Annotated in this window: 12 protein-coding genes; 7 read left to right on the top strand and 5 right to left on the bottom strand. The window is 69.8% G+C overall.

What is annotated here, in order from left to right:
- Positions 1–163 precede the first annotated feature (163 nt).
- Positions 164–694 (top strand): hypothetical protein, encoded by a 531-nt coding sequence (locus ACGFNU_RS32820; RefSeq protein WP_392599951.1) that lies wholly within the window; start codon positions 164–166, stop codon positions 692–694.
- A gap of 22 nt (positions 695–716) precedes the next feature.
- Here the strand turns inward: ACGFNU_RS32820 and ACGFNU_RS32815 are convergent, their stop codons facing one another.
- Positions 717–2,687, bottom strand: a complete 1,971-nt coding sequence (locus ACGFNU_RS32815) for a primary-amine oxidase (RefSeq protein ID WP_392599949.1) — start codon at positions 2,685–2,687, stop codon at positions 717–719.
- A gap of 199 nt (positions 2,688–2,886) precedes the next feature.
- Here ACGFNU_RS32815 and ACGFNU_RS32810 point away from each other — a divergent pair, with 199 nt between their 5' ends.
- A complete protein-coding gene (locus ACGFNU_RS32810) occupies positions 2,887–3,627 on the top strand; it encodes a hypothetical protein (RefSeq protein WP_392599947.1) in 741 nt (246 codons plus the stop codon).
- A 6-nt stretch (positions 3,628–3,633) separates the two neighbouring features.
- Here ACGFNU_RS32810 and ACGFNU_RS32805 read toward each other — a convergent pair whose 3' ends face one another.
- Both ACGFNU_RS32805 and ACGFNU_RS32800 read right to left on the bottom strand, forming a co-directional pair.
- On the bottom strand, positions 3,634–6,327 hold the full coding sequence (locus ACGFNU_RS32805; RefSeq protein ID WP_392599945.1) for a tetratricopeptide repeat protein: 2,694 nt from the start codon (positions 6,325–6,327) through the stop codon (positions 3,634–3,636).
- A gap of 95 nt (positions 6,328–6,422) precedes the next feature.
- Entirely contained in the window at positions 6,423–7,376 is a 954-nt protein-coding gene (locus ACGFNU_RS32800) for a GlxA family transcriptional regulator (protein ID WP_392599943.1), read from the bottom strand.
- A 71-nt stretch (positions 7,377–7,447) separates the two neighbouring features.
- On the opposite strand from ACGFNU_RS32800, the gene ACGFNU_RS32795 reads away from it, so the two are divergent.
- Positions 7,448–8,926, top strand: a complete 1,479-nt coding sequence (locus ACGFNU_RS32795; protein ID WP_392599941.1) for a pyridoxal phosphate-dependent decarboxylase family protein — start codon at positions 7,448–7,450, stop codon at positions 8,924–8,926.
- 14 nt (positions 8,927–8,940) lie between these two features.
- On the opposite strand, the gene ACGFNU_RS32790 is transcribed toward ACGFNU_RS32795, so the two are convergent.
- Complete coding sequence (locus tag ACGFNU_RS32790) at positions 8,941–9,981, bottom strand: alpha/beta hydrolase (RefSeq protein WP_392599940.1); 1,041 nt, start codon at positions 9,979–9,981, stop codon at positions 8,941–8,943.
- Positions 9,982–10,264: 283 nt separating this feature from the next.
- On the opposite strand from ACGFNU_RS32790, the gene ACGFNU_RS32785 reads away from it, so the two are divergent.
- The 4 genes from ACGFNU_RS32785 to ACGFNU_RS32770 all read left to right on the top strand — a co-directional run bounded on the left by ACGFNU_RS32785 (position 10,265) and on the right by ACGFNU_RS32770 (position 12,557).
- The gene (locus ACGFNU_RS32785; RefSeq protein WP_392599938.1) at positions 10,265–10,846 is read left to right on the top strand and encodes an RNA polymerase sigma factor; all 582 of its coding nucleotides are present in this window, start codon (positions 10,265–10,267) and stop codon (positions 10,844–10,846) included.
- Positions 10,843–11,835, top strand: a complete 993-nt coding sequence (locus tag ACGFNU_RS32780; protein WP_392599936.1) for a CU044_5270 family protein — start codon at positions 10,843–10,845, stop codon at positions 11,833–11,835. The genes ACGFNU_RS32785 and ACGFNU_RS32780 overlap by 4 nt, the downstream gene beginning before the upstream one ends.
- A gap of 45 nt (positions 11,836–11,880) precedes the next feature.
- A complete protein-coding gene (locus ACGFNU_RS32775; protein WP_392599935.1) occupies positions 11,881–12,054 on the top strand; it encodes a hypothetical protein in 174 nt (57 codons plus the stop codon).
- Between the two features lie 155 nt (positions 12,055–12,209).
- On the top strand, positions 12,210–12,557 hold the full coding sequence (locus ACGFNU_RS32770) for a hypothetical protein (RefSeq protein ID WP_392599933.1): 348 nt from the start codon (positions 12,210–12,212) through the stop codon (positions 12,555–12,557).
- Between the two features lie 104 nt (positions 12,558–12,661).
- Here the strand turns inward: ACGFNU_RS32770 and ACGFNU_RS32765 are convergent, their stop codons facing one another.
- The gene (locus tag ACGFNU_RS32765) at positions 12,662–12,805 is read right to left on the bottom strand and encodes a hypothetical protein (RefSeq protein ID WP_392599932.1); all 144 of its coding nucleotides are present in this window, start codon (positions 12,803–12,805) and stop codon (positions 12,662–12,664) included.
- Positions 12,806–13,070 lie beyond the last annotated feature (265 nt).

Genomic DNA, 13,070 nt, shown 5'->3' with positions numbered 1-13,070 from the left:
CGTACTTGTTGCGCTTGCGATGGGGGATTTGTGGCGTTTGGGAAACGTCCACATTTCTGCGCGGTGGCACTTGCTTCTGAATGCCGGGGTGGATGCACCGATATACCCTATTTAGGTGTTTTCAATGCCGGGTCGCCGGTGGAACCCGTGTTACGTTCTGGATATGCCGGGCAAGGTAGTGACGTCCCATCCAGTGATCGACGAAGTGCTGGAGTCGCATGGCAAGGCCCTCGGCTCCGCCGCGTCCGACTATCGCCACCATGTCTACCGCGGGCTGAACTATCAGCTCCGGCTGCTCGGGCAGCGCGAACCCACCGACGGGCTCGCGCTCGCATGGGCGGTGCACGACCTCGGGATCTGGACCGCCGGCACGTTCGACTACCTGCCGCCGTCCGCCGAGCTCGCCGCCCGCCACGCCGACGAGGTCTCCGCCGAGGAGCTCCCACAGGTGGTGGCGATGGTCGAGTCGCATCACAAGATCCGGCCGGTCCGCGACCGGCTCGTGGAGTCCTTCCGGCGCGCCGACCGCATCGATGTGCTGCGCGGCGGCCTGCGCGGCCCGCTCAGCCGCCACGACATCGAGCAGATCACGCGGGCCCTGCCGTACGGGGGATTCCACGCCTTCCTGCTCCGCGCCGGCCTGGGCTACGCCGTGCGCCATCCAAGGCGGCCATTCCCCATGATGCGCTGGTAGCCGTTCCGCCTGATGTGGTGCGTTAGTCGTCCGCGCCGTCGTCGCCCGCGCTGTCGTCGTCGTCCGTGCCCGCGTCATCGGTTGCGGAGGGGGTCTCGCAGTGGCCGCCGGACGGCGCCGGGAGGTCGAGCGTGGGGTTGCGGTCGAAGAAGTTGCTCGGCTTGAGGACGAAGCCCGCATGGTCGACGGGCATCACCGGCCAGTCTTCCGTCCGCGGAAAGTGCGTCATCCCGAACGTGTGCCACAGCACGATGTCGGCGCCGTCGATGGCGCGGCCGCGCGCCGTCCACGCGGGCAGGCCGTCGCCGCCGGGATGCTGGTTGACCAGGTCACCGGCCGGATAGCGCTCGTCCGGATGGTAGGGGGTCACCCACAGATGCCTGCCGGCGAACGCGGCGCGGTGGGCGATCGACGACGAGGGATCCGCGAGCAGGACGGGCCGTCCCTGCGGATGCAGGACGTACGCCGGCGCCTGCCCCAGCCGGTTGCGCTTCTCGGTGTTGAGCACGTGCCAGACGCGTCCGGTGCCCTGGTCCGCCAGCTGCCCTTCCGACTCGTAGACCAGCCTTCTGCGCGCCGTGGTGAAGGCGTTGCCGTGCGGATTGCACGGCCCGGGAGGGAGCCGGAGGGCGCTGATCTCGTCGACCGCGTTGGACGACCCGTCCACCATCATGTCCAGCCTGGCCGTGAACAGGTGCTGGTGGTACGGGGCGCCCAGCCCCGGCGCCACCTGCGAGGCGAACGGATGTCCCTGGCCGGGGTAGGCGCATGTGAAGAGGACGCCGGTGAGCTTGGCCTCGAACTCGATGGTGCCGTCGAGGTAGAGGTACCAGTAGAACCCGTAGTCGTAGTTGCCGACGGTGCTGAAGAAGGAGATCACCAGGCGCCGCTGCCGCCGCGTCTGCCGTGCTTCGGTGAACAGGTCGGTGTGCTTCCACAGCACCCCATAGTCCTCTTCGTGCATGCAGATGGCGTTGCGGATGCTTCGCGGCTCCCCGCGTTCGTCGGCGAGCACGGCATCGAAGTAGTGGATGTCGCCGATGCAGTCGCAACCGAGTTCCAGGGAATTGGCGTACTGGCCGAGCAGGTACTCGCCGATGTCGAAGTAGTTCTGCCAGTACCGCACCGGCGACGGGTCTCCGTAGGGGACCACCATCTCGGCGATCGACGCGCGGTAGATGATCGGCCGTGTGGACGGCCCGTCCTTGAAGGCGACCTGATGCAGCGTGAGCCCTTCGCGGGCGTTGAACCCGAGCCGCAGGCTCCAGTTCTGCCAGGTCACCCGCATGCCCTCGACGGTGAAGTCCGAGCCCTCGGGACGCTCGATGCGGATCGGCTTGGGGGTCTCGCGCGCCGGACCCACGTAGTCGCCGTCGTCGTAGTTGCCCGGCTCGTCGGGAACGGGCAGCACCTGCTCGTCGACGACCCTGGTCACCTCGCGCGCGATCAGGTCGACGTAGGCGGCCAGCCCGTCCACGGGATGGGCCCACGGGTGATCCTTCGGATGGTCCTGGCGGAAGCCGAGGCAGCGGATGATCCGCCGGCCGGTCTCCGCCGGATCGCCGTAGCAGCCGGCCGACAGGGGGACGCAGCGCACCTGCTCCGGTTCGAGGCCCCGGCGTTCGAGGGCCCAGCGCCACGGCGCGCTCGCGCTGACGATCTCCTCGACCATGGTGAATTCCTCGCCCAGGATCGGAACCTGGCCCTGCGTCGCGGGGTCGATCGGCACCTCACGGTCGACGGTGCCCCGGCTGATCGATACCAGCAGGTCGCGGGAACGACCGGACTCCGCGTCCAGCGTCAGGACGCGTGCCCGGCGGTCGATCGGGGCGCCGGGCCGGAAACCCAGCACCTCGCTCTTGTCCGGTTCTTCGAGCCCGAGGAAGGCGACCCTGGTCGCGGACGTCATCAGCCCGGCATCGACGAGGATCCGCTTGACCTCGCAGATCTCCGAGGCCGACAAAGGGTCCAGCGGATGGCTCTCCGCCGACATGGCATCCCCCGCCTCTCGTCTTCCCCGCGTACCACCTCAATCGTGAACGTCCGGCTTCATAGCGTCACGACTCTGCGCAGTCATTCATTTCGAGCGCCACGGCCATACGGTGCAAACCACCGCTCGCGGTGCCGTAGAACATGCGGGTTTGTGAACCGTGGGGATCTTCCGGGCGTCACAGGTGCGGAGGTGATCCACCATGCCGGAGATTCCGGGCATTCTTCGATCTCCGTCCCTTCGGCTGTGCGTCGCTGCCGGCGCAGTGGCCTTAACTGCGGGCGCCTGCAACACCGGGGGCCTGACCAAACCGGGCGCGACGGCGACGGTGACCGCGAGCCCTCCGCCGAACGCGGGCCAGATCGCGGCCAAGGCGCGGGATGCGTTCGCGAAGGTGCCCAACGTGCGGGTTCGCGGGAAGCTCAAAACCGACAACGGTGTGGCCTCGATCGACTACAGCGTTCGCGGCAAGAACTCCAAGGGCAAGCTCAGCGGCCCGTTCATGGGCAAGAAGAAGTCGACCACACAGTTCGTCATCATCGGTGACAAGCACTACACCAAGGGCGGCGAGATCAACGTGGGCCCGCCACCGCCTGCCGGCCTGCTGGACAAGGTCAAGGGCAAGTGGACCCTGATCCGGGGCAAGGACCTGGGGCCCATGGGATCGTTCATGGGGAGCGCCATGGTGTTCGGTCCCGCCGGCACCAGCGAGAGCCTGTCCTTGGGGCCCGGCCGCGACCTGGACGGCAAGCCCGCGCACGACATCACCGACGGCAAGGGCTCCCACCTGTGGATCTCCTCCCAGGGAGAGCCGCTGCCGCTCGCGGTGACCAACGACAAGTCGCCCGGTGACCGTCTCGACTTCGCCTATGGCCAAGCAGAGAAGATCACCGCCCCCACCAACGTGCTCGACCTCTCCAAGCAGGGTTTCAAAATCCCCTAGCCGTCTTCATGCGGATCGCAAGCGGGCGAGCATCCGCCTGGCGTCCTTGTCGAAGCCGTCGAAGCCGCTTGCGAGCGTCCGTTCCATCATCGCGATGGCGCGGTCGCGCTCGCCTGTCTCGGCGAGGTGTTCGCCCAGACGATAAGCGGCCTCGGCGACGAATTCGGGGTCGTCGCTCAGCTCCAGCGTCCGCTCGTAGTGGCGGGCTGCCTCGGCCTTGTCGCCCAGCCAGTAGTACAGCTCCGCCAAGTGCGCCACAGCCGTGGGAATGTGTTTGTCGTCGCGGGACCTGAAGACCTTGTTGAACCACGGGAGTGCCTCGTCGAGGTCTTGCCGGTCCTTGGCGTTGAGTGCCATCGCCAAGGCGGCGATTACCGCGATCTCCTTCTCCTCTGCTCCCTTGGGCTTGGCGAACATCTTCAGCAGCGCGCGCAGGATCGGCTCAGCCGTCGCGAAGTCGTCCTGGAGACCGTGAATCTGCGCCAGGTAGAGCAGGGACCATCGCGCGTCGTACGGATACTTCTCGTTCCAGCGCTCGCGCCAGGCGTCGACGGCGTCCTGGTAGGCGTCGCGAGCCTCGGCCCACCTGCCCAGGTCGCGCAGCTTGTTGCCCAGCCGTTCGGCGGTGTGCGCCCGCCCGTGCGCCGGGTCACCGGCCGCCAGTGCGCGATCGCGGGCGTCGCGGGCGGCCTCTGCCGCGCCCGCCTCGTCGCCCAGCTCGGTCAGGACGGTGGACAGGTTGAACGAGGCGTTGGTCGCGCGGGAACCGTCCGCCTGACGGCGGGCCCGCCGGTAGGTCTCGGCGGCCTCCTCCAGCCTGCCTTCCTCAGAGAGGATGTGGCCGAGCCCGAGGGACGCGCGGCCGGCGGCGAGCGGGTCATCACCCTCGACCGCCATCGTGTACGCGATGCGCGCCTTCTCGTGCTCCTCTTGGTAGAGCGCGTCGGCGATCTCGACGATCAGGCGGTCCTCGCGTCCGTGGCGTAGGGCGTACTGTGCAGCTTCGTGCTCGTCTTGGACGCGCAGGAGAACGGCCTGGCACGTGCCCGCCCATCGTGCGTACGGCAGGACACCGGTGTCTGCGGCAGCCTTCCAGTCGAGCAACGCGTCGTCCCACTGCTTGCGGGAGGCGCTTGCCCGCGCCGCCAGGAACAACCCGTACGCGACGGACTCGGGGGAGCCGTCAAGCTCGCGCAGCATCCGGTTGAGAGGGTGGTCGGCGGGCTCGTCGGACGCCTCCACGACCCGCGCTCCCAGCATGGTGGCGAGGCGGCAGCCGTGAGCGTGGCGTTCGCCGCTCCACGCCTCCAGCCACTTGAGGGCGCCCTGGACGGCGTACGGGTTGCCGTCGAGCGTGTTCAGCCCGACGGCGGCGAGAGCCGGGTCGGCGATCTCCATCAGCGGCTGGGCGAGGACGAACGCGTCGCGGATCTCCTCGATCGGGGCGTCCTGCCCGGCCAGCAACTCGCCGAGCCGGACGGCGATCCACGGCAGGATCCCGTACGGGTTCTCGCGGGTGGCTTGGGCGGCCTCGCACGCGCGGCCGAGCACCTCGCGCGCCTCGCCGTACTCTTCGGCGTCGATCAGCAGGCCGCCGAGCAGATATCCGGCGTAGGACGCGGCGAGCGGGTCGTCCGCCCGCTGCGCCCGCGCGAGGATCTCACGGTCGCCGAGCAGCCGTCCGAGCAGCACCGTCGCCGGCTCGCCGCCGGACTCGTAGATCGCGCGGGCGGTCTCGGCGTCCCCGAGCTGCTCGGCGGCCATGGCGCGCCGGAGCGATGCGTCGGCGAGCGCGCTCAGGGCCATGGACGCCTGTGGCGCGGCCTCCGGGTCCTCGCCCGCCGCGACCCGGCGCAGACACTCGACAACAAGGCCGGAGGACGGCGACGACGAGTCCCTTGGCCCCGCCTCCAACGCTGTTAGCGCGGCCAATGTCAGGTCGGCGCGCATCCCGGTGGACGTGCGTCCCCGTCCCGTGTGGCCGTTCAGCAGCTCGCGCGCGGAGCCGGCATCGCCCGCGCGGGCCGCCGCGACGCCGCGTTCGACCTCGCCAACGGCGCGGGCGTCCGCCACCCTGGCGGGCAGGTGGCCGATCACCTCGAAGCCCTGCGCCGGATGCGGCGCCGGGGCCGGGTGCGGCTTGCCGGACCCGGGGCGGCCGCCGAAACCGTCGTCGGCGACCTCCGGGCCGCCGAACTCGGGGCTCGGGTACCAGGTGGTGGCCCAACTGTGGCCCGGCTCCACGCCGGTGAGCCAGCGCGGGTCGGTCACGCGCACGACGTAGTCGGCCTGAACGAGGCGATGCTCGTCCAGCCAACCTCCATGGCGTTCGTAGTAGAAGTCGTGGATGTGCTCCCAGTCCGCGGCGTCCGGCTCGGCGTTGCGTTCGGCCACCCGCTGGACACTGCGCACGCAGGCGCTGAGGTGCTCCTCCAGCCAGGCATCGTCCATCAGCGCCTTGTAATCGAAGTCCGCCAACGTTCCGTCGGGCTCGGGCAGCGTGCCGTTGGACGCGTCCTTACGCCTCGGCCACTGGTCGGCGCAATCCCAGAGCAAGCGCAGGAAGAACGCGGGATCGCCAGGGAGGTCGAGGGCTCGCTGGATCGAGGCCTCGTAGTAGACGACGAAAACGCGCATCCGCACGCTCAAGCGGTCGGGCGCGACCGCCAGAATTCGTGCGCCGTACAGATCAGTGGACATGAGGGGAGCTCCGAACATGATCAACAAACGGGGCGCCCAGCATGTCAGCGCCCACCGACAGGCCGCAGCGTGTTCGCCCGATTTCGGCCCTGATGTCAGCCTGCGGAGAAGGCCTTGCGGTAGGCGCTCGGAGGGACGCCGACGGTACGGGTGAAGTGGTGGCGAAGGTTGGCGGGGCTGCCGAGCCCAGAGCGTTCGGCGATCCGGTCGATGGGCAGGGTGGTGGTCTCCAGGAGTTCGCGGGCGTGCTCGACCCGGATGTTGCGCAGCCAGTTCATCGGCGTCGTGCCCGTGACGGCGTGGAAGCGGCGGATCAGGGTGCGGTCGGTGACGTTGGCCTGCCGCGCGAGGACCGAGATCGTCAGGGGCTGGTCGAGCCGTCGGCGCGCCCAGTCCAGCAGGGGGGCGAGCTGGTCCATGTCATCGACCGCGTTGGCGGCGTCGATGTACTGGGCCTGGCCGCCGGGCCGGTGCGCGGGCATGACCAGACGCTTGGCGAGCGCGTTCGCGACGGCGGCGCCGTAGTCGGTGCGGACGATGTGCAGGCAGAGATCGAGTCCGGCGGCGGTTCCCGCGCTGGTCAGGACGTCGCCGTCGTCGATGTAGAGCACGGACGCGTCGACCTGGACGTTCGGGTAGCGGCGGGCGAGCAGGCCGGCGTGCATCCAGTGGGTGGTGGCCGGCCGTCTGTCGAGAATGCCTGCGGCCGCCAGCACGAACGCGCCCGAGCACAAGGAGACGATGCGTGCCCCATTCTCGTGGGCGGCGCGTACGGCCGCGACGAGCTCGGGCGGCTGGTCATCGTGCACGTCGTGGCAGGCGGGGATCACGACGGTGTCGGCTTCGGCGAGAGCGTCGAGGCCGTGGTCGGTGTTGGGGGAGAAGCCGGCGGCGGTACGCGGCCGTTCGCCGGCCGGAGCGCACAGCCGGAAGTCGTACCAGGAGTCGGTCAGATCCGGACGTATGTAGCCGAACACCTCGCACGGAATGGCGAGCTCGAAGATCGGCACACCGTCGGTGACGGCGACGGCGAGGGTCCGGGAGGCCATGTCAGTATTTTAGCGGTCACCGTCGTTCCTGCCGCTTGGGCGCCGGGCGTGAGGTCGCGAGCATGGGTTTCATGACAGACAACGCGCTTGGTAAGGGCTCAGTAACGATCACCGAAGAGGCCTTTCCGCTGGGCCGCGACTCGTTCGATCCGGCTTCCGGGCCGACGGCATGGCTGTGGCGGCACGTCCTGGACGTCCTGCAAGCCGAACGGGAGCAGATCTCCGCGCGCCCCGTGGCCCCTCAGATCGATCTCGCCAGGTTGCGATCAGCCGTCGGCTTGTACGACTTCGATGAGCCGGCCCATCCCGGCGCGGTGATCGACGATCTCGTGGAGCTGCTGCGCGACTCCACCGTCCACACGACGCATCCACGGTATTTCGGCTTGTTCAATCCGACGCCGACGCTGCTGGGAGTCGTCGGCGAGACCCTTGCCGCCGCGTTCAACCCGCAGCTGGCGGCGTGGTCGCACGCGCCCGCGGCGGTCGAGATCGAAGCCCATCTCCTGCGTTTCCTCGGCGCGCGCATGGGATACCCGGCCGCGGAGGTGGCCGGGTCGTTCACGAGCGGTGGCGCGGAGGCGAACCTGACCGCGGTGCTGCTGGCGCTGACCAGGATGTGGCCCGGATACGGCACCGCCGGGCTGCGAGCGCTGCCCGGCCGTCCCGTCCTGTACGCGTCGGCGGAGAGCCATCTGGCCTGGCTGAAGATCGCGCACGCCACCGGCCTGGGCCGGGACGCGGTACGCCTCGTCCCGGTCAACGCCGATCTGCGCATGGATCTCGAACAACTGACAGCCCGGCTGGACGCGGATCGCGCCGCCGGAGACGCGCCGTTCCTGGTGGTCGGCACGGCGGGCACCACGGGTGCCGGTGTCATCGACCCCCTGCCCGAGCTCGCCGAACTCTGCCGGACGTACGGCATCCGCTTCCATGTCGACGCCGCCTATGGGGGAGTGGCCGCGTTGTCGGATCGGCTACGCGAGGCATTGACCGGGATCGAACAGGCCCACTCCATCACCGTGGACGCGCACAAGTGGCTGAGCGTCCCGATGGGAGCCGGTGCCCTGCTGTGCACCGACCGTGCGGGATTGGCCGAGACCTTCCGGGTCTCCACCTCCTACATGCCCGCCGATATCCCCGACACCGTCGATCCCTATACGTCCAGCCAGCAATGGTCGCGCCGATTCGCCGGGTTGAAGCTCTTCCTGAGCCTCGCCGTCGCGGGCCGCTCCGGTTACGCCGAGCAATTGGAACGCGATGCCGAACTGGCCGACGCCCTCCGCGCCCACCTCAGGGACTCCGGTTGGCTGATCACCAGCAACACGTCCCTCCCAGTGGTCTGCTTCGCCGACCCTTCACCGCCCGCGGATTCCTGGAAGCACCACACCGAGCTCGCGAATTCCGTCGTGCAAAGCGGAAGCGCCTGGATCAGCCCCGTGCGCCTGAACGGACATGCCGCACTGCGCGCCTGCGTCATCAGCCATCGCACCACGCCCGCAGACATCGACGCCCTGGTACAGGCCGTGAACGACGCGCGCAGAACCGCCTGACGTGTCGTCCGTCGTCATTTACCGCAGGCGATGGCAAGGCCCATCCGCAGGGCGCCCGCCGCTTCGGTGACGGCCTCGGCGAAGCGCCCGCCGAGGCCGCCCATGTTGGCGAAGCCGTGGATGAGGTCGTCGTGCCGGCGCAGGACGACCGGCACACCGGCGTCGGCGAGCCTGCGTGCGAACTCCTCGCCGTCGTCCCGAAGTGGATCGAAGCCCGCGGTGGCGACATAGGTGGGCGGGAAGCCGGTGAGATCTTCGGCCAGCAGCGGTGACGCCTTGGGCTCCTTGCGCCGTTCGACCGGGATGTACAGGTCTCCGAACCAGTTCACGTCCGGGTCGGTCAGGTAGAAGCCCTCCGCGAAAACATCCCGGGAGGGACGGCGGCCGGACAGATCGAGGGGCGGGTAGAAGAGCAACGCCAAGGCGGGCACCGGTTCGGCGAGCCGGCTGACGACGGCAGCGAGGTTGCCGCCCGCGCTGTCACCACCGACGGCCACCGCGCCGCGATCGGCGCCGAACGACTCGGCGTTCTTCACGGCGTGCTCGTACGCGGCCACCGCGTCGTCGACCGCCGCCGGGAACGGGTGCTCGGGCGCCAGCCGGTAGCCGGCCGACAGCACGCGGACGGCCGCGCTCACAGCCAGCCGGCGGCAGAGGGAGTCGCAGACGTTGAGGCTGCCGAGCACGAACCCGCCGCCGTGGTAGTAGACCAGCAGAGGTGATCCGGCGGGCAGGCCCGCCGGGGTGTAGAGCCGCGCCGGGATGCCGTTCGGAAAGCTCAGCGCCCGGACGCCGACGCCGCCGACCCGCCTGCCGTCGACGAGCCGCTGACCGCGTTCGATGCGGCGCCGTGCGAGATCCACCCGCTCGTCGCGCAGGACCGCGTTCTCCAGCTTCATCAGCGCGAGCAGGAGCTGGGCCTCGGGCGCGAGCCGCTGCCCGTCCAGGCTGATCTGACGGCCCGCGATCAACCGGCGCACCGGAGCGGGCAGCGCGCAGAGAGCGCGGACGGCGAGGTTCACGGCCTGCGGCGGGATCAACTCGGTCGGCGGCATCAGACCTCCAGCCCAATGTTCACGTCCACCGTGATGAGGCGAGCACATACCGTAACGAGATTGCCACGAACGCCGGCCCCCGCCCACCGCGCGGGCGCTGAGGCCACACAGGTACAGCGCCGGAGAACACCGGCGGTCCCTGCCGATCGTGCGCCGGAGAGGATCATTACCTGCCGGTCGTCCCGGGCACCCGATTCTTCTGGGAAGCGCGCTGCCGCCCACGGCAATAACAGGTGACCGCAACCCCCGACCCGGAGGGCCGTATGGCAGCGATGGGATCCATATGACCAGTGATGTCCGCACGGAGACCGACGCGGAGTTGATCCGGCGTTCCCTGGAGGACGCCGAGCGGTTCGCCCTGCTCTACGACCGTCACCACGCGGCGATCCACCGCTATGTGGCGCGGCGGCTGGGCATGGACCTGGCCGACGATCTGATGGCCGAGACCTTCCTCATCGCCTTCAGGAAGCGCGACCGCTATGACCTGTCGCGGCCGGACGCGCTGCCGTGGCTGTTCGGCATCGCGACGAATCTGGTGCGCAAGCACCGGCGCGGCGAGGTCGCGTTCTGGCGGCTGATCGCCCGAACGGGCGTCGACCCCGCGGCCGAGGCGCCCGTCGAGCAGGTGCTCGACCGGGTGGAGGCGCAGTCGGCCCGGCAGCGGCTCGCCGCCGCACTGGCCAAGCTGCCCCGGGGGCAGCGCGACGTCCTGCTGCTCACCGCGGCGGGCGGCCTGTCGCCACAGCAGATCGCCGCGGCGCTCGGCATCGCCACGGGCACCGCGCACTCCCGGCTCAACCGCGCCCGCACCAAGATGCGCCGCGCCATGAGCGAGTTCGATCCACGTGAGGAGAGCCAGCGATGATGGAGCTTGACCAGGCGTGCCGCGAGGTGCGGCCGCCGTCCGAGAGCGCCGTGGCCGACGGTCGCGCCCGCCTGCTCGCCGCCGCACGTGAGAGCGCGCCGGTCCGCCGGCGCCCGGCCAGAACGGTCGTGCGCCTGGCCGTGGTCGGCGTCGCCGCCGCGACCGCGGTCACGGGCATCACCGTGGCCGAGAACCTGACGAGCACCGACAAGGACGGGCGGCCCCGGCCGATCGTGCCGCACGGCCCGGTCGCCAACGCGGCCGAACTGCTCGACCGCGCCGCCATCGCCGCCGACGCGCGCGCCGGACGGGCGCCGCGTCCCGACCAGTGGATATACGTCGAGCACACCCAGCTCATCACGCCCGTCGGCACCCGCGTCAGCGGCCCGAAGACCCGCCTCACCCGGCGCACCGAGCGAACGTGGTGGCGGGCGGACGGCCGGCAGATCGCCCGCACCTTCGGCAACGGCACCCGGCCCCAGATCGAGAACGGCGGCGGGGGCTGGAAGCACCACTACCCGACACTGGCGAGCTTGCCCGCCGACCCGGCGCGGCTCGCCGACGCCATCGTCGCCAAGGGCCTGGTGCACGGCCTGGCCGAGGCCAAGGGCGAGGAGCGCGCCGCGACGCTGTACGGGGAGTACACGGCGATCCTGCGCAACGGCGTCGCGCCGCCGAAGCTGGAAGCCGCGATCTTCCGCGCGATCTCGGCGTTGCCCGGTGTCACGCTCGACCGCCGGTCGGTGGACCTGATCGGCCGCCCCGCGATCACCGTCGGCCGGATCGTCGAGGGCTACCTGCGCACCGAGGTCATGATCGACCCGAACACCTACGCCTATCTGGGTGAACGCATCGTAGTGATCAAGGATCACGCCTCCAGCGGCACCGACGGCACCTGGAGCACCAAGACGGGCGCGGTGCTCAACCTGGAGACCCGCACGGCCTCCGGCCGGTTCGTCGACCGCCCCGGGGAGGTGCCGACCCGATGAAGCCCCGCATGCCCTCCCTCATGCGCACCGCAATGCTCACCGTGGGTGCGCACCAAGGACCTGCCGAGGTTCGCACCCGCTACGCCGGCCAAGGACGGCCCGGCTGCTCGCAGAACCGCGCTCAACGAACACAACCAGGCCCTGCGCACTCGCGCCGAGGATGCCGACGGCAACACCGTCGACCAGACGGCGATCCACGCCTACGGCACCGTCCGCTGACCTGACCGCACGACGGCGGGGGGCTCGGCACGAGCGCCCCGCCGTCGTGGTCTCGATGCGGACGAATCTCACCGGCGGTGGCGGGGTGGGCCGGATCGGTGGTAGAGCTTTAGGGCTGTGGTGCGGGCCGGGACCGCGCCGGGACGGAGTGACCGTTGGCCGCCGAAGAGGGCCCGAACGAAGGCCCGCGCACCGAGCACACCGAGACCGCCGATCTGTACGAGCACCTCATCGATCTGCGCCGCGCCCTTCGGGCCGGGCAGGAGCTCCCGGCCGGACGGCTGCTGGGGCTGCCCGACCTTCCCGAGGGCGACGTGTGGGTCGATGCCGCCGGCGCCGCCGCCCTGGCCGATGTCGAGCCCACCACCGTCCGCAGCTGGCTCACCCGCGGACGCCCCAAAGGCAACCCCTTTCCTGCGCCCATCCGGATCCTGTACCGCACGTACTGGCCCCGCTCGCAGATCGAGGCCTGGAAAGCCGCCGAGCGCGGCCCTCACACCTGACCGTGCACGCAGACTAAAGAACTGTGCGCGCTGCCGTAAGGACAAAGCCCGGCTTCGGCATGCACCATTTCCTCAAGAGCGACAAGTGCGCAACGTAAGCGTCGTCAGGAAATGAGAGGCACGATGAAAAAATGGAGATGGGCCTTCACGGCCGCCTTGCCCGCCGCCCTCCTGGTCAGCCTGGCGTCCCCCGCGTCCGCCGCGCCGAACGGGGTCAGGAACGTGTCCGACATCTGGATCGGCGCCATCCAGTACCTGGACGGTGACTACAAACACGGCACATACGATGACCTGATGCCGCCCGGAGCGCTCTCGGGCTATCCGGAAACCCAAGGTGTTTACATCGGAGCCGGATACTGCGGAATGTTCGACCAGCAAGGTGCGAACCACACGGAGTTCTGGCGCGGGCCCAGGATTGTTGACACAAGGGGAAAGAATTGGCACGTGGACGCATGGCCGGGCACCTGTGACCCCTAAACCGCAACGGTCGTGACTCCACCGTCCCTGGCTGAT

The sequence above is a fragment of the Spirillospora sp. NPDC048911 genome (assembly GCF_043198015.1).
Taxonomy (GTDB): Bacteria; Actinomycetota; Actinomycetes; order Streptosporangiales; family Streptosporangiaceae; genus Spirillospora.
Note: the sequence above shows the minus strand (reverse complement) of the source record. Positions and strands in the feature narration are given on the sequence as shown.